Raw genomic sequence first — 21,811 nt, 5'->3', positions numbered from 1 at the left:
ACTTCACATCGTCGTAATTCATCCAAGTCTCATCAGACAGTGATTAGCTGTCTTGCGCCTGAGCCCACATCTGATCGAACAGTTTTCGCTGTTCTGCCAAGGCAGCAACAGTCTCTTTCTTAGGTTGTTTGCCTTCTTCAAGCATCAACCAGCCTGTGTAGTTTACACCAGCCATCAACTCAAAAAATTGCTTGTGTGGATAGTCGGAATGAATCAGATCGTGAATATGCGTTGTCGCTCCCAGACGGTCTTTGACTAGCGCAAAGTTTTCCTCCAGCCCCTTGCCTTCCAGATCCTGCTTATTACAATTCCAGCAAATCGCCACATTAGGATGGTCGGCAATGTCTAATATCTTCCGAATTGTCGGAAGATGTGCACATTTACCATGTACTTCCAGACGAATCTGTTGCCCCCAGTCAGCTCCATATTTTCCAACCTGGTTTAAAGAACGTCCAATCTGCTCAATGGTCTTTTCCTTTGAGACACCTTTATGAAATGAATCCGGTTTCACTTTTACACCGGTGCCTCCCACATCGTGACTCAGTTTGATGAAGTCTTTCGTGTCTGCAATTGCTTTCTTGAGGACACCTGGATTGGGATTGTCATATCGCTCATTACTTCCAATGCCTACTAATGTAACCGGACTGTCGGCAAACTGTTGAACCACTTCCTTTCTTTGTTGTTTGTTCAGCGTGCGCTCGACACCGTGTGCATGTGTCGTTCTTAGTTCTACCCCCAATACATTGGCTGTTTTACAGTTTTTGAGCAGAGTCGGCAGATCCCAATCTTTTGCCCATTGATAAGTGACCAGACCATATTGTGCCTGGCGAGCCGGCTTTTTGCCTGCAAATACAGAACCAGACATACCTGCCCCCAGTGCCAAAGTCCCCCCTAATGCGGTAGTTTTCAAAAAGTCACGACGAGAGAAGAATTCCATGATCGCTATCTCCAGATTATCTATTTAGATTGAATGCTTCATTAAAAAAGACTTTACTCTGAACACCCGGCAAGTCTGAACCTGCCACCGTTACATCTTATTATTACAGCGACCTCTTACAGATTACAATTGTCTTTTAGAGGGTTTTCAGACCAGAGCCGCCATACGAAGATGCTGTGCCACTTTACAATAAATCCTCTACTTTTTATAAACAAGACAATAGAGGCTCAATCAGTGGATTTACTTCTTTTGCCGGAGAAAATTCCAGTTTACATCAAAATTCTATAACGCATCCAATTTGACCGTAACGGCTTCAAAGCTATGATACGAGATCCAAATTGCCCTGAAGGCACTATAATAAATCTGGACACAGGCTTGATTAATTGAGAGAAAGACCATGGACCAAAAAACACCCGAAAAATTTACGTTTCAAGCAGAAATCAAAAAACTATTAGATCTGCTCTCTCACTCACTTTACCAAAACCGTGAAATCGCCATCCGAGAGCTCATATCCAACGCCTCTGATGCATTGGATAAATTCCGATTCCTCTCTTTGACAGAGGAAACCGCAAAAGAAGAGCAACACCTGGAAATTCGTCTCGAACCGGATGAAGAAAACAAAGTTCTGGCAATCTCCGACAATGGCGTCGGTATGACACATGCAGAATTAATCGAGAACATTGGCACCATTGCCCATAGTGGTTCGCTTGATTTTTTGAAAAATGCAGCCGGTGATGAGAAAGAAGAAGTTTCTCTCATTGGAAAATTTGGAGTCGGATTTTATTCTGCCTTCATGCTCGCCGATAAAGTTGAAGTTTTGACGCGCAGCTACCAGGAAGAATCTGGCTGGAAATGGGAATCAGATGGCACAGGTGCATTCACAATTGAAGCACAAGAGGGACTGGAACGTGGTACATCGATACGATTGCACTTACGCAAAGACCTCGACGAATATACAAGCGACACACGCCTCAAATTTATCCTGAAAAAGTATTCCACTTTCGTTCCCTATCCTATCAAACTCGGCGATGAACTTGTCAACGATCAGCCTCCCATCTGGCTGGAACCGAAAACACAGCTCACACAAGAACAATATGACGGGTTTTATCAGTATTTGGCGCATAACGGAGAAGAACAGGCACGCTGGCATCTGCACCTGAGCAGTGACTCTCCCTTTCAATTTCACAGCATCTTATATTGTCCACAAACCAATCTCGAATTGATGGGCTTTGGTCGTACCGAACATGGCATCAGCCTCTGTGCAAAACGCATCCTGGTTCAAAATGACAACAGAGATTTATTGCCTGAATATCTACGATTCATTTATGGGATTGTCGATTCGGCAGACCTGCCACTGAACATCTCGCGTGAATCGCTGCAGGATAACACCATCTTCCGCAAGATTCAAAAAGTGTTAACGAAACGAGTACTCTCACATCTGGCCTCCATTGCCAAAGACGATGAAGAAAAGTATTTGGAATTCTATCGTCAATTCGGCAGCAGTCTTCGAGAAGGAATTGGTACTGACTTTGAAAACCGTGATGCCATTGCCAAACTTCTGCGTTTCCCATCCTCTAAAGGAGCTTCTGAAAATGAACTCGTTTCACTAGAAACATATCTTGGGCGAGCTGAAGAAAACCAAAAACAAATTTATTATCTCGGCGGGCATGATTTCAATACGATTGCCAAGAACCCGAATCTTGAAATCTTCCGCAAGAAAGGAATCGAAGTTTTCTATCTGGCAGATCCAATGGATGAGATCGTACTCTCAAACCTGGCGAAATTTGAAGATCACGATATTATTTCCATCGATTCTTCAGAGGTAAAACTTCCTGGTGAAAGTGAAGAGAAAGTAGAATCAGAAGAGGCATCGGAAAAGAAAGAAGAGCATAAGGAGCCGGTCTCTCCTGAATTCGAGAAAGTCCTTTCGTTATTCGAAGAAGAACTCAAAGACGATGTCGAATCGATCACAAAATCAGATCGTTTGACAGACAGCCCCTGTTGTCTTGTCATGCCGGAAGGCGCTATCAGTTCTCAGCTACAAAAAGTGTTGAGTATGAACAATAAAGATTTTCCGACGACAAAACGGATTCTGGAAATTAATCCGGATGCAGAATTGATAAAGCGTCTCTGCACGCTCTCTTCCAACACAGATCAACACGCCTTTATCAAGCAATGTGGCCGTCAACTCTTCTGGAACGCTTCCTTGATGACGGGAATCGCAACAAGTCCTGATGAGATTACGAGCAACATTCAGAGCATGATGGAAGAACTGGCTCAGAAGCGTTCGCCCATAATTACCTAAGGCCAATAGATTGCTTTCTCACTCTACTCACTGCGGCTCTGTTTTGGGAGCCGCAGTGTAGTAATACATGTTCGGGACATCGGGGTGAAACAAACCCACTCGGTTCCAGGGTTTTAACATTGTTTCCGCGTTTAGAATCGCGCGTTTGATTTCATCGGGTTCAGACACATTTTTGTCATTTATCTTAGAGACCTCACTTAGCCAACCGCTGATGATGTTACTCAAGCCAACATCATCAGCGCATAGAAACAGTGGTCTCTTTTGCTCGTTACATCGTTGGTGTTCAAAGCTAGTCGCAGCAGCAAAATAAAACAACGTGCTCGTCGTAAATAGATCAAAATGTTTCAAAGTCCGATAACAACCGGCGACCAACGCATCAATTAATTTCAACTCCGCTTGAATCGACTGTGAATAGTGCGATAAGGCAACAGACAATTCATCACTATTTCGCCAGCACTGTTCCAGAATCATAACGAGACGCTCGATCCCACACAAAGTATGGGCAATCCCGGTACTATGTAACGGGTCAACAAAACCTGCCGTATTCGGTAACAGAGCCCATTTGGGACCTGCACACTCCTTCCAACCACGCTGAAACCTGCCTGTTGAACAGAGACCGAAGTTCGGTGAAACGATCGATGCCTCCTCGAATTGCGATTGAATTGACGGATAGCGGCTCAAAAGATTCTGCCACAGTTCATTGGCTGAACGAGCATTCCTAGCTGAATCTAAAACAAAACCGGCACTCGTAATATCATTATTAAAACGTAATTGCCACATCCACCCTTCACTCAATACGTGATGTAGTGCCGCCTGATCGCAGTCAAAAGGATATTCCGATCGATCAAATTCATATTGATCTAATATTTCTGACCAGGGAATCACGTTTTCAAAATGCCCATAGACCGCTGTCGAACAGGATTCAAACTCTGTTTGACGTTCCACTCCTAAAAATTCAGGCACCACGCCCATCGCCCCCGTCGCATCGATGAGAAATTGAGCTCGAAAATCGAAGCGTTCCCCTCTTCTCTCTACCTGGATTGTCCAATCATCGGATTGAGCCAGAACCACTTCAGTCTGATCCAGATAAACGACACTCGACTTTTGAACTTCTTCCGCGAAAAAATGATCAACATCGGCCCGAAACCAGTGTGTGTCTGCTGATGCTTCATCCAGGTTTGCTGTCACCAGCAACTCGCTACTGTGGTTCGATTTTTGTCGAAAGAACTGCTCTGGCTCGTGAGCAAAATAACTGAATCCACGTTTGATTCCACAGGCCAATTGAGGATATCGTTCCTGCCAGGTCCCATACTTGCAAAATGGCTGAAATTGTGGAAGATCATAGTTCTCGGAGAGCGATTCCAGCAGATAGTCGGCTATGGGAGTGGAAGATTCACCAATGGAAAAACGGGGGTGCGTTCCCCGGTCAATCAAAGCCACGTTGAGACCGATCTGATTCAGCAGCAATGCTGTCAGACTTCCCCCAAAGCCAGCTCCCAAAATAACAACATCAAATTGCTGCATCACTGTTAATCTTCTCTAAACAGACTATGATAAATCTTACCCAAATACACATTTTAACCAATTGCCAACTTATTGGCAGGCTCACAAGGATACGTCATGGCAACACAACAAATTCTTATCAATGGTCAATGGATTTCTTCAACGGGATCAAATACATTTCAGGCGACCAATCCGGCAACGGCGGAAACTTTGGAACCACTCTATCCCGTCAGCCCCTGGAATGAAATCGAAGCAGCGATTCAGGCCGCTTCTGATGCGTCAAAACAAATGCGAGGTTGGTCTGGAGAACGTTTTGCTGCCTTTCTCGATTCCTACGCGGAGGAAATTGAAAAACGGACTGAAGCGTTAGTCGAAACAGCGCATCTGGAAACCGGCTACCCTGAATCTCCCCGCTTGAGAGATGGCGAACTCCCCCGCACGACCAATCAATTGAGACAGGCCGCCACTCATGCCCGTGAAGGCTCGTGGGCAATGCCAACCATTGATACCGCAACCGGTATCAGCTCCCTGTTTGGCCCCATTGGTCCAGTCACCGTCTTTGGTCCCAATAATTTCCCTTTCGCTTTTAACAGTATCGCAGGAGGTGACTTCGCTGCGGCGGTCGCTGCAGGAAACCCGGTCATTGCCAAAGGACATTCTTCTCACCCTGGTACCACGCAGATCTTTGCGGAAGCTGCTGACACAGCCGCAAAAGCGACCAATATGCCGACAGGGTTCGTTCAACTCATCTATCGCACCAGTCATGAAGATGGTTGTCGACTCGTATCACATCCTCTCATGGGAGCCATCGGCTATACCGGCGGTCGTAGTGCCGGATTGACGATTAAAGCAGCAGCCGATAAAGCAGGCAAACCCGTCTATCTGGAATTGTCGAGTATTAACCCTGTGTTTGTGCTGCCTGAAGCCTTAAATGAACGAAGCGCTGACATCGCCGAAGAATTTAAAGGCAGCTGCCTGATGGGAACCGGACAGTTCTGTACCAATCCGGGGCTGGTGATTTTAAAAGCAGGCGCTTCCGCAGACACATTTATTCAACAGGTGACCCAGAAATTTGAAGAAGCTCCCGCAGGAATATTACTCAGCAAAGGAGGGCAAACAGGTCTTGAAGCGGGGATAGCGGCAATCGAGGCGGCAGGTGCCACCCTGATTACCGGCGGCACCGCATCGGATGGTCCTGGTTTCTCCTATGCGAATACGCTGTTAAAAGTCAGCGGCAACCAATTTCTTGCCAACCCATCCTCATTACAGGAAGAAGCATTTGGAAACAGCGCCTTATTCGTCATCGCTGAATCTGACGAGGAGTTAGCAGAAATCGCAGAATACCTTGAGGGAAATCTCACCGGCTGCATTTATAGCCATACCGACGGAAATGATGACACACTTTACGACCAAATTGCTCCGGTCTTACGGCAAAAAGTCGGTCGACTGTTAAACGATAAAATGCCAACGGGAGTCGCCGTTAGTCCCGCGATGAATCATGGCGGACCGTTCCCCTCAACGGGGCATCCGGTATTTACGTCGGTCGGGATTCCCGCCGCGATCCACCGTTTTTCGATGCTCCAATGCTATGACAACGTTCGCCCTCATCGATTACCGGAAGCACTGAAGCCACAAAATCCTAACTCAAAACTATGGCGATACATCGATGGAATGTACACAACGGACGACTATTCTTCATAATTAGACTCTCACGCTCCTGGAATCCTGGCATGCCCAAATCACTAAGAAATAGAGACTTTTTCGGGACATGACTGTTGAATGAATTCATTTAGGCGCAAAGTCATTGGAATTTGACTAAGGGTAGAGAAAATATGAATTTACAATGATTTTTTTTGCTCGGAATGTTGTGATTTTATTGGGCTTGTTGCTATTATCCTAACTCAGCGATCAAACGGTCCTGTTGAAATACAAAGTGGTTCCGAACACTTGTCATCCAGGCCTGTCCAGATACAAAAAGAACAATGAGGGCGTAGCTCAGTTGGTAGAGCAACGGACTTTTAATCCGTAGGTCCAGGGTTCAAGTCCCTGCGCCCTCATTCACAAAGCCATGACTCATAACGAGTTGTGGCTTTTTTGTTTGTGGGATTTTTTTATTTTTCCTATAGTTTAGTGTCGCTCATTGCCCGTTTATGCGCAAGAAAAAAAGCGGGCAACAAATTATTGGGCGATCTTTTTTCCTCACGCGATTAAATCATTTGGATCGTATTCTTTTCCATTGCCCCGTACCTCTTCACTGCCGATACGAAGCAACTCCACGACATTTGGTGGGGAGTATTTTTCGAGGTGTTTGCCAAAAGCATATCCCAATTTGATTTCTATCAGAATTTTTGCGAAGCTACAGCCAAAAAATCCCATGCCAAGAAGCCTTGCTGCAAACACATTTGCTTCTATTTAGGTGCGTATCTTACAATGCGTTGTTCTTTTAAAATGCCCTACTTCAAAATGACTGATTTGATGTGCCAAAGACAACATACTCTTTTTGCCGTTAATTGATGAATACAAGGTGTACTTTAATCCATCAGATCTACAGCCGCATTCATTCTCCTTAATCGCATAGGGTGTCACTATGACTCGGATTGCATACTCATCTTGGGCGAGACGTTCAAGGTCTTCTACGATTGCGGGATGATAGTTCTTTCTTAATCGAAGACCTTCTTGCTTAATTTGTTTAAATATCATACCACTTTTGAAATAAATTGCTGTCTAACAGATTGCTCACTTCGTTCACTTGGTATGTGACCCTTACTTCATTGCATTTCGTTACGATTCTCAACCATCGCTCTATCGTATGGCTTTCGCACTTTTATTGGTAGTTGTATAAGCCACAATCGAGTAGGCAGTGTAAGGGTGTAAAAGGAATATTCGATAAAATATTATTAGAGGAATTGCAGCACTTTACGGGAACTGAAACATACTATAAACATTTTACAGATTACTTCGCATACACGGATGGTGCTAAGCATCTTGCTGATTGTGCTCAGGCATGTTGGCTAATTGACTTCATTGCTTCATACCAGGAACAAGACGACATTGCAACAATTCCTTTTCAAGTGTGGAAACTTAAAAGATCAAAAAAGGGAGCAACGGCAATTGTTTAGCATGAAAGAAGATACTAATGAGCCGCTGAAAGTGAAACAAGAAATCTCGTTTACTGATTTTCCGCTTGAGAACTTTATTCTATGGCTTATTGATGGAAACTTATTGCTACCATCTGAATATTGATTGAGGGCATTTTGCCCTCTTTCTTTTTCATATTTAATTGATTGTAAGGATGTATTAATAAAATTTCGTGTGGTTGGTTATGGTTTCGTTTTACTACTAATAAACTAGCCTCATCTAACCGAAATGATGTGTACGCGAAAACGACGAGATTTGCGAACAAAATTTGATTAATATCTTGTGTTCTTTGTTTTGGATTCGAATCATTCCAATCCAACTCAATTGTATTTGACTGAAATAACGTGTCAGCGAAAACGATCGTTTTAATATTTGGTTTTAGAAATAGGGCGTCTGACGTTTTTGCTACGATGTTAGCTCAACTGGATAGAGCACCAGTCTTCGGAATCGGGGAGTGTCAAGCACCTTATGTTTAGAATTGATTTTTCTGCTTCTACCGAAAACATTTTTTGTCTAAAGTCTTCAGTTGGATAATTAAAATAACTGATTGATTTGGAGAAATAATCTTCTATCTGGTGGAGAGTTTTTGTGTTAATTTCACATCTTCCTGAATCCATTGTTCCGGCTCACTTAATTGCTAGCAAAATAGAGTGTTTGAGTTGTTATACGTAAAATCATGAGTTTCATGAACAGAATTAAGTTGGCGGACTGACATGGATTAATTTCAGATCAGTACGAAGTGACGTGAAACCGTTTGACGGTTATTTAAGTGATTGTACGCGAAATAACAACTTTCATTGACCGAAGTCGCACTTTCCCGTATTCGAGGAATTTGTGGGTCTATTATGCCGATAGCTACCACATCCTCTGTAAGAAAATGATGCAGGAAATACTCTACGATGCAGCAGCACTGATGTTTTCTCCTTACTAGGTCCAGAACCCTGATCAGTATATCAAGTTCTGGGCTCGGTTAAGGGGGCAACGTCAGTTCTCCGTCCCAGTGATTTTGCAACTGACCTTGTCCACATCGCTCTCTTTGTTCTTTAGAAAAACTCAAAAGCACCAGCAAGTTTCACTCCAACAACGAGTGATTACTCATTCATATGATGAGTATATTAATTTTTAAACTGCACTTGATTCCACACAGCACATACATAATATAAAAAAACTCTTAGCCTCGAATTTGAAAGGAAACAAATGCCTAATTCAAATCCAGCTTGTACCCTTCCTCAAACGTACCATTGTGACTGTGAATCAGGAGGGACATCCTATCCTCTCCCAAATACACTCCAGGTAGACTATGATTTAACTGATGGTGTTAACACCAGCACTGGAACTGTAACTTTAAAAAACTACTACCAAACTCCATGTATTTGGGAAGGACAAATATCATTTGTCTGCGAAACAGTGAATGGAGTAAAAACAAAGATATTTGGGTTTAATGTAATATATGACATAGAATCCGCATTTCCATTATGTGGATGGCACCTTGACGCGTACGATTTTGAAGAGGATACTCCAAATGCAACTCCAGGTCCTTGTGATACAACAGGTCTTTTTCCACTACTTTCAGAGGCTGCATTGGGTTCGAATGACATAACTAGCTGTCAATGCAGCCCATTTCAAGTTGGATATTATTATCAATACAATGAAGAGATATCGTTTACTCTACAGATAACTTAATAATTATATTGGTAAGGTAAGCTAGTGGTCGGAATTCAAAATCATGTGTTGTTCACTCCCATCGCTCTTATTTTCTCCATGGTCCGAGAAAATACTCCAGCAAAACCCACCCACAAACAAGTGATTATTTATTCACGTAATGCGTAGGTAAATTTTCAAATCAGACTTGATTCTACGAATCACAAACGTAACATAATATCACACTATATGTGGGAACAGTTTCTTAGTTTTATAAACTTCCCCCACAAAGCCAGATCCGTGTTCAGTATCAACAAATTGACGGATTGTTCTCAACAGTCGCCTGATTTTGAAATCGGTTACCCAACGACTTTGTTGAAACGCGTTTTGTATTGGCAGAAAGTAAATGAGAACTTCTCACCCTTGTATTGGTATTGGACCTGTTTATCCCGGCATTGGATCTTGGGAGTGGATCGGCGAAGAGATGGCCGAAGAGCTCTCACAATTCTATGACATCGAATTCTTTTCAGACTCCATCCCCGCCTGTGATCTGGCCCTCATCGTCAAATATGATTTCTCAAAGTTAATGAGTTCCAGGTCGCCAGACATCCCAGTCATCTTTTGCCCGGTTGACTGTTATGGATCGGCCCGAGACATTGATCGCGATGGGAAATGGCTGTTTCAATGTCGGCAGATTCTGATTCACTGCGAGTCTCTTAGAAAATATTTTTGTGCGTATGCGCCTGTAGAATACATTGATCACCATCTGCGTTTTATTTCGAAAACCCTGACCCCCAAACCAGCCGAGGGACCAATTTTGTGGACTGGCCTTCACTCCAATCTGCATCCTTTAATTGAATGGGTGAACCAGCATTCCTTGCCACAAGAACTGTGGATTTTGACCAACCTTGAACCGGAAATAGACTCGATTCCTCAAGAGAACTTGGGATTCGCTAGCAAGCATTCCATTCGTATTGAACACTGGACACCCCCCAAACACGTTGCCTGGGCCGAACTTGCCAGCAGCGCGATTGACGTTAAAGGAACCGACTTTCGAGCCAGACATAAACCTCCCGCCAAAGCCATTGATCATTTGGCCTCGGGTTTACCGTTGGCCATGAACCGGGATAGCTCCAGTGTCAAGCATCTGGCCAGATTAGGATTTGAAGTCGCCGCAGTAGAGGATCAGGACTATTGGTTCTCTGAGGAATATCGAACCAAAACGATTGAGTTTGCATCAGACTTACGGGAAACACTCTCACGTGAAAACATCGGGAAACGTTTGAAAACCATCATCGACACCACCCTGAATACGACAGAATCCCAGAGAGAAAAACGGCAAAGTACGCCTCGTGAAACAAAAGCAGCTTCACCCCAAAGAAATTATTCTTTTCATTCTAACCTTGAAACCAATTCTGTTGAAAACACCAAAATTGGCATTGTCAGTTTTCTATATAACTGGCCTTCCACGGGTGGCGGTAATATTCACACCACAGAATTAGTCCAATTTTTAGGCCGGGCTGGATACGATGTTCAACATATCTGTGTCCGCTATGATCCTTGGCAAATTGGCCAAATCGAGTCCGATGCCCCCATTCCAAGCCAAGTTTTGAATTTTACTCCCTCTGAATGGAATGCAAATCATATTCGTAAACGAGTAAAAGACGCTGTTTACGATTTTGATCCGGATTTTGTGATCATTACAGACAGTTGGAATTTCAAGCCGCATTTGGCGGAAGCCGTGAGTGACTATCCTTACTTCTTGCGAATGCAGGCGCAAGAATGCCTGTGCCCTTTGAATAACCTGCAAATGCTCCCGGGACCAGAGGGATTAACTCCTTGCCCCCAGAATCAATTTTTCAATTCCGAAGACTGCTTTCACTGCCTGATCAAAAATCGCTCTGGCGAACTTCATCAACTGGAACGACAGTTGAGTGGTGTCGGGTCTTCTGAATATCATGATCTTTTACAGCAGTCCTTTCATAAAGCGGAAGCGGTGCTGGTCCTGAATCCGATGATTGCCAAACAATATAAACCGTTTTGCAATCACGTGGAAGTGGTCACCTGGGGCATGGATGAATCGCGTTTCCCCTGGCCTTTTCCTTCTGACGAACAATGCCCTCCTGAAATCAGCAAAGACAAGATATCTGTTATCTTTGCAGGCCTGGTTCATGAACCGATTAAAGGGTTTCCTGTTTTGCTGGCAGCGTGTGAGCAGTTATGGGAAACACGCCAGGACTTTGAATTGATAGTAACTTCGGACTCTCCTCAGCAACAACAGGAGTTCACGAAATATGTGGGCTGGAAATCACAGTTAGAACTTCCCCTTTGGTATCGACACTGTGATCTCTGCGCCGTTCCGACCATTGTTCCTGATGGACTCAGTCGTACCTCGGTGGAAGCGATGGCCTGTGGCTTACCGGTAATAGCCAGCCACATTGGAGGACTACCCTGTAGCGTTTCCGATCAGGAAACTGGGCTGCTCTGTAACCCGGGGGACGTCGCAGATTGGGTTTCGAAGTTAAACCAACTACTAGATCGACCAGAGCGAATGAAAACATTGGGAGAGGCAGGGAGGGCTGTCTTCGAGGAACGTTTTCGATGGGGCGATGTGATTGAACGAGATTACAAACGACTCTTCAATCAAAGTAGGTGTGTCGTATCAAACTAAGGGATGGGAAGGGAATGCCGTGGCTCATCGCGAACAACAAGAGTTTTGTCAAACTGTGAAACATCGCTTTCCTGACTGCTTCCAGAACAAACGGGTCCTGGAAGTAGGATCTCGTGACGTGAATGGTTCCGTTCGTGATCAGTTTGCAGACTGTGATTATATGGGCATTGATGCAGAAACCGGTAACGGCGTTGATCAGGTCTGCTTGGGACATGAATTTGAGGCTAATCCTGAATCCTTTGATGTAGTTTGCTCTCTAGAGACATTTGAGCATGACCCCTATGCCGACAAAACGGTTGCTCACATGTTATCACTCTTACGTCCCGGTGGACTCTTTTTTATGACCTGCGCAGGGGAGGGACGCAAGGAGCATGGAACATCACGAACAGGGGAACTGTTTGGTCCCAATCCAGACTATTATCAAAATGTGAGCCTGAGGATGTTCTTGGATTGGATAAGAGAAACCTCCTTTGAAGAGCTTTATCTCAATCATAACACGGCAGCCAATGATTTGTACTGCTTTGCCATTAAAGCCCGATAATTACAGCATAGAGAGATCACATGACGATTAAACGCATCGCCCTCATTTTTGATAATCAGGCTCGGCCTGAAACAACAGGTTTTTATTGCCGACGCGCCTTAGGAAGCCTTGTTGAAGTCGAACATTTCATCCCGGAAGAGATCTCAGAGATCCCCACAGGAAAATTCGACTTGTTTCTCAATATCGACGATGGGTTCCAATATCACTTACCGGATCACCTCAGGCCTGCCGCGTGCTGGGTAATTGATACGCATATGAATTTCGAATGGTGCCTCGAAAAAACGGCGCGTTATGACTTTGTGTTTGCCGCTCAGAATGACGGGGCAGAGAGACTGCAGCATGAGGGTATTGTATCGGCACTCTGGCTACCTTTGGCCTGTGATCCGGAAATTCACCGGCCTTATTCAGAACCGAAACAGTATGATTTTTCGTTTGTCGGGAATCTGGTGGGACAGGAACGCTGTGCACTGCTCGAATCTCTTAATGAGAAGTATCCCGACTGTTTTATCGGTCAAACCTACTTTGAAGAGATGGCCCGTACCTATGCGGCCTCGCATGTGATCTTTAATCGCAGTGTCAAAAATGACGTTAACATGCGTGTGTTTGAAGCCTTGGGCTGTGGCGGTCTGCTACTCACCAATGATCTTTCCGAGAATGGACAAGCAGAGTTGTTTACAGACGGTAAGCACTTGGTAACTTACCAGTGCCTTGAAGAGCTCTGTGACAAAATGGATTATTATTTGAAGCGAGAAACAGAACGCAACAAAATTGCCCGGCAGGGGCATAAACTTGCTGTCTCCCAACACACATATCAACATCGTATGCAATCACTACTGGCTTCAATCGAAACTCATCCAGCGAAAACTAGTGTTTCGATGCCTCCCACCAATTCTGTGTTTGTCCCCTCGTCCGATCTAGAAATCAGGCAACCAAACTATCAAATTCACTTGCCTGACCAATCGGTATCGGCGTGCCTGCTCTCCTGGAAACGTCCTCAAAATATCGCGCAGATTGTCACAGACTTACGACGCTACCCGTTTATCGACGATATCTTGGTCTGGAATAATAATCCGGAAATCCATCTCGACATCGAAGTAGAGGGCGTACATGTCATCCAGTCCGAGCAAAACCAGGTCACCTACGGACGCTTTTTGTGCGCACAGCGTGCCAAACACCCCATTATCTATACTCAGGACGACGACTGCCTCGTGCATAACATCCCTGAACTGTATGAATCGTTTCTGGCATCTCCAGATCGAATTACACATGGACTGAAACATCCGCACTTGTTTGAAAATGCCACGAATTGTTTTGGTCAAGCACAAATGGCCCTCGTGGGCTGGGGCGCTTTTTTTCAAAAAGAGTGGGTCAGTGTTTTGGAAGCGTATCGTGAAGAATTTGGAGAAGACGAGCTGCTAATCCGAAAAGCAGATCGTTTTTTTTCCTTGCTTTTAAACCAACGTCATCAATCACTGTTAGCCCAAGTAACGGATCTTGAAGGCGCGAGTGGAACTGAAGCCCTTTCGGTTCGCGATGACCATTTAGAGCTAAGCGACCAGGCCGTTGAGCGTGCGCTCACACTTCTTCAACAGACTCCCTGCTCTAAACCTGCCAATAAGACCAGTACTCATGCTCCCCAAGCCAGTGATTCCAAGTCGCCCCCCCAACAGGACCGTAGTTATTTCGAATTCCCACGTCCTGAAGTAGTGACGCTGGTTCCTTCCACAGCACACAACATACTCGATTTGGGCTGTGGATCGGGACGCTTAGGGGAATCCCTCAAACAACGGCAATCCGCAACTGTGACCGGAGTCGAACTGGATCGCTTTGCCGCCGAAACTGCTCAACAACGGCTTGACCGGGTGATTCAAAACAATATCGAAGCCCTCTCTGAGGAATTTCAAGAGGCGGAGTTTGATTGTGTCGTTTGTGCAGACGTGCTTGAACACTTAAAGGCACCCGAACAAGTCCTCAACAAAATCGCGAACTGGCTGACTCCGGAAGGCACAATTGTGGCCAGTATTCCCAATGTCAGAAATCAAAGCGTGCTGACTGGGCTGATGGAAGGCAACTGGACTTACGAATGCGCAGGATTACTCGATCAAACCCACTATCGCTTCTTTACCCGACGCGAAATTGAAAAGCTCTTCTTTCGTGCGGGATATCAAATCGACAAACTCCAAATTGTGCCGGGACCTGGCTACCAGGAATGGCAAACACAGGGTTACCCTGGGAAAATCCAAATCGGTAACTTACACATTGACGGGCTCCCTCCTGAAGAAGTGGAAGAATTCTATGCTTATCAATATTTAGTCACAGCTACAAAGCGGCCACAACCCGATTATGGTTTAACCTCTATCATCATTGTGACCCATAATCAATTGCCATACACCCAACAGTGCATTGATAGTTTGAGGATGCGAACCGATGAACCTTACGAATTGATTTTCGTTGACAACGGGTCAACAGACGGAACGCCCGCTTATTTAAACACACTTGCTGACGCAAAATTCATTCTCAACTCCGAAAATCGTGGTTTTCCGGCTGCCGTGAATCAAGGCATAGAAATCGCTTCCGGCAACAATATCTTGCTCCTGAATAATGATACTCTCCTGACAACCGGTTGGCTAAATCGTTTGTTGACACAACTTCATTCCTCAGCAGAGATCGGAATTGTCGGCCCCGTTTCCAATAACGTGAGTGGCCCACAACAAATTCCAATTTCTTATACCGATTTGTCGAGTCTCGATGGATTTGCCTGGGACTGGGGCAAACGCCATGATCAGCAATCCCTTGATGAAGAACGACTCGTGGGGTTTTGTATGCTCATGAAGCGGGAAGTCGTCAATCAAATTGGAACATTGGATGAACAATTTGGGATTGGCTGCTTTGAGGATGATGATTTTTGTCGAAGGGCCATCACAGCCGGTTATCGAACTGTCATCGCAGTCGGCGCATTCGTGCATCATTTTGGGAGTCGCTCCTTCATTGGATCAGGGGCTGACTTTGCCGGCATCATGCAGGAAAACGAGCGAAAGTACCGTAAGAAATGGCAGTCAGATTTGAGACCAAAGGAAGAATCGGTGGAAACATCGGTGACTGACGACACTGACTATCCACACACACTCTCACTCTGCATGATTGTCCGCGATAATGAAGACACCATCGGCCCTTGTCTGGAAAGTATTCAGCCTTGGGTGGATGAAATGATTGTCGTTGATACTGGTTCTGTTGATCGGACTCCTGAGATCTGCCGTGAGTATGGTGCCCGCATGTTTGAATTTCCCTGGTGTGACGACTTTTCAGCTGCCCGTAATGAATCCATTAAATACGCACAGGGGAAATGGATTTTTTGGATGGACTCCGATGATACGATCACTGCCGAGTGTGGCAAAAAACTGAAAGCACTAGCTGCACAGTCTCACCCTGATCGTACTCTGGGATATATTATGCAGGTTCACTGTCCGGGCCCTGAATGGGATGTCAGTATGACAGCCGTAGATCATGTGAAGCTCTTCCGCAATCATCCTGAGTTACAGTTTGAACATAGGATTCACGAACAAATTATCCCTGCTATTAGAAGGTTGGGAGGAGAGGTGGCCTGGACCGATTTGTACGTCGTGCATTCAGGCTCAGACCATAGTGTAGAAGGTCGTAAACGCAAGTTGGAACGCGACTACCGGCTGCTTAAATTAGATAACAGAGAACGTCCCAATCATCCTTTTGTGTTGTTCAATTTGGGCATGACGTACGCAGATGATGAAAAATACCCTGAAGCGATCAAATATTTAAAACAGTGCCTGGGAGTCTCTGATCCAGGTGAATCGCAAGTCCGCAAGGCCTACGCGTTACTGGTCAATGCCCTGTCTCAAAATGAGCAACACCAGGACGCCTGGGACTATTGCAGTCAAGGTCTGAGCCATTTTCCTAGTGATAAAGAACTTCTGTTTCGACAGGCAATGTTGCAGCATCACTTCGGCCGGTTGCTTGATGCCGAAAAAACCTACCTGCGTGTCATCAATGAACAGACCGACCGCCACTTTACTAGTATTGATGTGGGACTCTGTGGTTATAAGACGCGACACAACCTGGCCATTGTCTACGATGAAATGGGAAAGCTCGAAGAAGCAGAAGCACAATGGCGCCTGATCATCAAAGAAATTCCGACTTATACCACTGCCTGGAAATGTCTGGGAGAAACGCTCCTCAAAGCCGATAAGCTGGAACAAGTCGAGCAGTTAGCCATGAGAATGCGTGGTCAGGAGGAAACTCACATTGATGGTTTCATTCTTTCAGCACGACTTCTGGAACGACAAGGAAAGCCGGATCAGGCTATCGTACAACTTCAGAAGAAGCTCGACCAAAAACCACAGGCCATCGAGTTGCTCCGCGAACTGTGTCGTCTCAATTTTGAACGGTCATCTCCTGAAAAGTCATTGTCGGTATTACAAACTCTGGCTGAAAAAGATCCAAACGATGCGTCCGCGTTTCATAACCTGGGTACCACGTTTTTACAGCTCAATCAGTGTGAGAAAGCCATCGCCAACTACAAAAAATCGTTAGAACTTAGACCAGAATCCGCAGCAACCTGGCACCTGCTTGGTCATGCATACCAGAACGAAGGAGATTGCCTCTGTGCTAAAAGTGCCTGGCATGAGACATTGCGACTGTGTCCCGGTCATAACGAAGCCGCACAGTTATTGCATTCGGTCTGAAATATTTTCTACATGAGTAAACTGAATCAATTTTAGGAAAAGACACATAAAATTCCATTTCTAAACTTAGAAATGGAAAAGGAAACACAATGCCGAATTCAAATCCTACTTGTAACCCACCAAGTGATATTACTTATGATCCAGATAAACTAGCGAGCTTAGCCTCGACTTCGAAAGGAAACAATGATGCCGAATTCAAACCCCGTTTGTAGTTCTCCTCAAACATACCATTGTGACTGTGAATCAGGAGGGACGTCATATCCTGTCCCCAATACACTCCAGCTAGACTATTATATAACAAATGGTACTGACACCACTACTGGAACAGTAACTCTAAAAAACGACTACGAGACTCCGTGTGATTGGTTTGAGCAAATCGTTTTTGTTTGCGGTGAATATCCTGGAATCAAAACTCATATTTTTGGGTTTGACCTTGCATACAATTCCGCATTATCAGATCCATACTGTGGTTGGAGCGTTCAAATTAACTATCAGAGCTATAACACTCCAAATGCAACTCCAGGTCCGTGTGACATGGGTCTTTTAGCATCATATTCACCAATTAGCTATTGGAATGGTCCCAATAGTTGTCAATGCAGCCCAGTTCAACTTGAGTTTTATGAACAATTCGATGAAACCACTTATTTTCGTATTACAATAAGCGAGTAACAACAACTGACAGCAATATCAGTAACTGCACAGTGATCTCACTTTAACCAATCGACCTAAGAATTGGTACAGTTTTTAAGTCAGGTTACCTTGATCTCGAAAGGAACCATTTATGCCTAATTCCAATTCGGCTTGTCAGCCCCCTTATTCTGCTTGCGAAGAATGTTTCGGTCCTGCTGCAGACCTTCCGCGGTTTCTCTATCTGGTAGGGCCTCCCCCCATTAATCAAGTCCTTGAAGGTGGTGGTCTCGGTTATGCCTGGACGACCTCAAGTGGCGCTGGCTGGCCTCACGCTTTTGATTGCCTGACTACCTGACTAATTGTGTCGTGCAACTCACGGATGGAGTCACATATCAACTAAAAGATTGTTCCGACAGTTCCTGCAGTCCAATTCAATACGACTTTACCCTGGACACCGCCCTCACCTTAACAGTTCTCAAGGAATCCTATACTGAATATACCTGCATACATAATTCCAGTATTTTCGAAAAAACTGATTGACATTTTGGTGTCCCTATTTATCATGAAACACAGTCGAACTTTTTAATTTGTATAGTAGTATTATCTATATTAATAATTGTTAATATTATAATATGATTATAGTTATTAAATTAGACAATAATATCTATTTAAATATACATTTAAATGTAAATTCATACAGACAAAGGAGATGAGATGCCCAGCTCGAATCCTGCCTGCAATCCACCAAGTGATACTTCATGTGATCCAGCGACACTTCAAGAATTAGTAGAACAGTTTCCACACCTCTGTCTTGATACGAGTCAGTTTGAACCGAATGATCCTGAGACTACGTTATTGGGTGCTGGGACAGGCTGGCAAGGACTTTCAGGTACATACAATTATCATTTAAATTGCTCAAACGATGATAGCTGGCTACTTGGGTGGGATAGTATTTTTCTTCCACCAGTAAGTGGATCTGAGAAAGCAACAGGAGGCTCTTTACCTAACCTAATCTTTCCTAATTTTTCAACAACAGATGGATTTTGTTGAAATTCTTGGAATTCAAGAAAGCGAAGATATGACAGGTGGAACATTTCAAAATCTTACTTTTGATGGTGGATTCAACTCTATAGGTGGGCCAGCTTATAAAGGAAATACAGTATTAAGTCACAACGGCTGCCTCTATCCCAATAAAAAGGAGTTTAATAATTAACGTTTCATTGAAAGAGGAAATCCTGAGACAACTTGATCCAAAAGGACTCAAGTCCAGGAACTTTGGTTGCTGTACTGGGACAAGCATGCCTTCAAGGCGTCTGACCGCCACACTCATTGATATCGGATCAGGAGGTTGTGAAGGTCTGGATGGTGTTTCTTTTTGCTTGAAATTTACAGGGCACAGTAGCTGGTACGGGGAATATGATTTGGACGTTTGTGGAAATCACAAAATTGCCGCTGGCTTAATTTGTTTAAGAGATCAGTCAGGCTTTCATTGGCGGGGTGGTGTGATCTGCGGCGGAGGCTATTTTGTTGCTGAGGAAGGCCCTGATTCCTGTGATCCCTTTTTACTCGAATTTCCCGCTCTGTCCTTAGAAAACTCAAAGTGCTGCGATGAGAGACAACAGCTTATACTGACGGTGACCGCTTAATGCCTATGGAAGACAAAAAATAGAAGAGCAAAATATGTCAACGGAATGCGAATGTAGTCAATCAGGATGGTGTCAACGGCATAATTGCCATAAGCCAAAACACTTTTTTCATTTGTGTCAGACACGATCTGACTATTTTAAAATGTGGGAAAAGGGAATAGGACCTGGCCAGTTAAGTCCCTCAGAGAAAAAATCCCGCCGCTATCGCAGACGACTCAAAGATTTCTCTGTTGCCGTCGTCATTATCTCGCATAATTATGGAGCCTTTTTGCGTGAGGCGATTGATAGTGTCTTGGCCCAGACTTACAAACCTCGCGAAATTCTTGTGGTCGATGATCGCTCCACGGATGATACCAAAGAGATCGCTCAATCCTATCAACGGCAAGGCGTGAAATATTTGTCTGTGGATGTGGGTAATGTGCATGCAGCCCGTGGAGCCGGCTTTGAAGCAACGAATTCTGAAATTACATGCTTCCTCGATGCCGATGACAGGCTTTCCGAAGACTATCTTGAAAAAGGATTAGAACAGTTCGATCATTACCAGGTGGCCGTTGTCTATTCTGATACTCAGTTTTTTGGTAAACGACAAGGTTGCTCCAACTATCCCGAAACCTACTCTGCCGACCAACTCCAGTTCGACAATTTTATTCATGCTGGCAGTTTGGCGTTAAGTGAAGCGATTGAGTTGAGTCGTGTCTTTGAAAAACAAATTGACCCCCTGCTCACACAAGGAGATTGGTTTCTCTGGCGGGAAGTATTGGGCAGAACCTGGACCGCCAGAAAACAAAAGGCCCTCTATCACTACCGCATCCACAAAACCAACTGGACTCAGCAAATGCAAACGGCCGAACAGCGTAGCTATTTTGAATACGCAGGTCTGGCTCATCAGAAAATCATGCTGTTCATTCCTCTTTCTGGCCGAGTGGAACATTGGCCACTGACAGCTGGTGTCCTGGAGCGACAAACCTGGCCTCACGATCAGATTTCCCTGGTGTTGATGGATACCAGCCAATGTGAGGAATTTTCGCAAACCGTCAGAGACTGGATCGAAGATTGTGATTATCGTGATGTGCGTTATTTAAAATTTGATGCTGGTCTTTCTGGATTGGCCGATGAAAATCGGCGTCTACCTGATATTCGTGATCAGGTTCGATTCGCCATGGCCCGCATCTACAATCGTATGTTGCGGATGGTGGATTCGGAATTTGTCTGGATTCTGGAAGATGACATCGTCCCCCCTGACGACGTCTGCCAGCAGCTACTTTCCTGCTTCGATCCAAAAACGGTCTCGGTCGCGGCCCCCTACCCCTCTCGGTTTCATAAGGGTTTTGTGGTCTGGAATCAGGCGGGTGCTTCTTATGAGAAGCTGGGTTATCAAGAAGAAGTTGTCGGGGGTAATGGATTTGGCTGCACGATTCTACGGGCTTCCACCATTAGGGATAATGTATTCACTGCCTTACACAATATGCCCGATTTTGATATTGCATTTTACGCGCGTCTGAAGACAACAGGCTTTCAGGCCAAAGTCAACTGGTCCTGTTTTTCACAGCACAGTGGTGCGTTGGAGTCCGAAATCATGAAACCGAAACAATCATCCAAGACAGACTGTGAATGTGCCGAGCCAGGTTGGTGTGAACGGCACCAATGCAAAAAGCATCCTCACTTTCATAAGCTCTGCCAAACCCGGACCGATTATTTTGAGCTTTGGGAAAAAGGCGCCGGCCCCGGTCAAAATTTGCAGGCGGTATCAGAAAATTCTGTTGAGTCATCAGAACCCGGCATGATGCGAAAAGCCTTTAATTTTACCAAAGCAGTCGCCCGACATGTCACCAACGGAAGTAAACACGTCGATGAAGCAACCTACAACACACGACTCTCAACATGTCAAGCATGTGAAATGTGTGATACCAGTCGCATGGTTTGTAAACACAAAAGTTGTGGCTGCACGTTGAGAGTCAAAGCCCTCTGGGATTCCGAACGTTGCCCACTCAATAAGTGGACTGTGAATCCAGAAAATGCTGTTGAGAAACAAACAAGCAATGTCCTGATTGAAGAAAAAATTTAACTAGCACTTAATTGAATAC

General features: G+C 44.8%; 13 protein-coding genes, 1 tRNA gene and 1 pseudogene. 12 read left to right on the top strand and 3 right to left on the bottom strand.

All coding sequences use genetic code 11. The features are described 5' to 3' along the window. Positions 1 to 43: 43 nt before the first annotated feature. Complete coding sequence (locus V202x_RS20120; RefSeq protein WP_145178659.1) at positions 44 to 937, bottom strand: TIM barrel protein; 894 nt, start codon at positions 935 to 937, stop codon at positions 44 to 46. Between the two features lie 397 nt (positions 938 to 1,334). Between V202x_RS20120 and htpG the strand changes: the two genes are divergently transcribed. Beyond that, a complete protein-coding gene (gene htpG / locus V202x_RS20115; protein ID WP_145178658.1) occupies positions 1,335 to 3,242 on the top strand; it encodes a molecular chaperone HtpG in 1,908 nt (635 codons plus the stop codon). A gap of 27 nt (positions 3,243 to 3,269) precedes the next feature. Here the strand turns inward: htpG and V202x_RS20110 are convergent, their stop codons facing one another. Further along, the gene (locus V202x_RS20110; RefSeq protein WP_232099030.1) at positions 3,270 to 4,766 is read right to left on the bottom strand and encodes an NAD(P)/FAD-dependent oxidoreductase; all 1,497 of its coding nucleotides are present in this window, start codon (positions 4,764 to 4,766) and stop codon (positions 3,270 to 3,272) included. A gap of 96 nt (positions 4,767 to 4,862) precedes the next feature. On the opposite strand from V202x_RS20110, the gene V202x_RS20105 reads away from it, so the two are divergent. After that, positions 4,863 to 6,446: an aldehyde dehydrogenase (NADP(+)) gene (locus V202x_RS20105; protein WP_145178656.1), complete on the top strand. Its 1,584-nt coding sequence runs from the start codon at positions 4,863 to 4,865 to the stop codon at positions 6,444 to 6,446. A gap of 283 nt (positions 6,447 to 6,729) precedes the next feature. Beyond that, positions 6,730 to 6,802 (top strand) — tRNA-Lys (locus V202x_RS20100). A 142-nt stretch (positions 6,803 to 6,944) separates the two neighbouring features. Here the strand turns inward: V202x_RS20100 and V202x_RS27595 are convergent. Further along, complete coding sequence (locus V202x_RS27595; RefSeq protein WP_197992993.1) at positions 6,945 to 7,121, bottom strand: hypothetical protein; 177 nt, start codon at positions 7,119 to 7,121, stop codon at positions 6,945 to 6,947. A 458-nt stretch (positions 7,122 to 7,579) separates the two neighbouring features. Between V202x_RS27595 and V202x_RS28155 the strand changes: the two are divergent. The 9 genes and pseudogenes from V202x_RS28155 (at position 7,580) to V202x_RS20060 (ending at position 21,792) form a co-directional block, all read left to right on the top strand. Then, positions 7,580 to 7,988, top strand: a pseudogene (locus V202x_RS28155) (DUF6876 family protein). Positions 7,989 to 9,080: 1,092 nt separating this feature from the next. Beyond that, positions 9,081 to 9,566, top strand: a complete 486-nt coding sequence (locus V202x_RS20095; RefSeq protein WP_145178655.1) for a hypothetical protein — start codon at positions 9,081 to 9,083, stop codon at positions 9,564 to 9,566. Positions 9,567 to 9,930: 364 nt separating this feature from the next. After that, positions 9,931 to 12,195 (top strand): glycosyltransferase family 4 protein, encoded by a 2,265-nt coding sequence (locus tag V202x_RS20090; protein WP_145178654.1) that lies wholly within the window; start codon positions 9,931 to 9,933, stop codon positions 12,193 to 12,195. Next, positions 12,140 to 12,736 (top strand): class I SAM-dependent methyltransferase, encoded by a 597-nt coding sequence (locus V202x_RS20085; protein WP_145178653.1) that lies wholly within the window; start codon positions 12,140 to 12,142, stop codon positions 12,734 to 12,736. Before V202x_RS20090 ends, V202x_RS20085 begins: the two co-directional genes overlap by 56 nt. A 20-nt stretch (positions 12,737 to 12,756) precedes the next feature. Then, a complete protein-coding gene (locus V202x_RS20080; protein ID WP_145178652.1) occupies positions 12,757 to 17,451 on the top strand; it encodes a glycosyltransferase in 4,695 nt (1,564 codons plus the stop codon). 781 nt (positions 17,452 to 18,232) lie between these two features. Next, positions 18,233 to 18,436, top strand: a complete 204-nt coding sequence (locus V202x_RS20075; protein ID WP_145178651.1) for a hypothetical protein — start codon at positions 18,233 to 18,235, stop codon at positions 18,434 to 18,436. 359 nt (positions 18,437 to 18,795) lie between these two features. After that, the gene (locus V202x_RS20070) at positions 18,796 to 19,131 is read left to right on the top strand and encodes a hypothetical protein (protein ID WP_145178650.1); all 336 of its coding nucleotides are present in this window, start codon (positions 18,796 to 18,798) and stop codon (positions 19,129 to 19,131) included. Between the two features lie 248 nt (positions 19,132 to 19,379). Further along, positions 19,380 to 19,727, top strand: a complete 348-nt coding sequence (locus V202x_RS20065) for a hypothetical protein (RefSeq protein WP_145178649.1) — start codon at positions 19,380 to 19,382, stop codon at positions 19,725 to 19,727. A gap of 34 nt (positions 19,728 to 19,761) precedes the next feature. Continuing rightward, a complete protein-coding gene (locus V202x_RS20060) occupies positions 19,762 to 21,792 on the top strand; it encodes a glycosyltransferase (protein ID WP_145178648.1) in 2,031 nt (676 codons plus the stop codon). The last annotated feature ends 19 nt before the right edge of the window (positions 21,793 to 21,811 follow it).

The organism is Gimesia aquarii, from assembly GCF_007748175.1.
In the GTDB taxonomy this organism is placed as follows: Bacteria; Planctomycetota; Planctomycetia; order Planctomycetales; family Planctomycetaceae; genus Gimesia; species Gimesia aquarii_A.
This window is presented reverse-complemented; position numbering and strand designations above follow the sequence as displayed.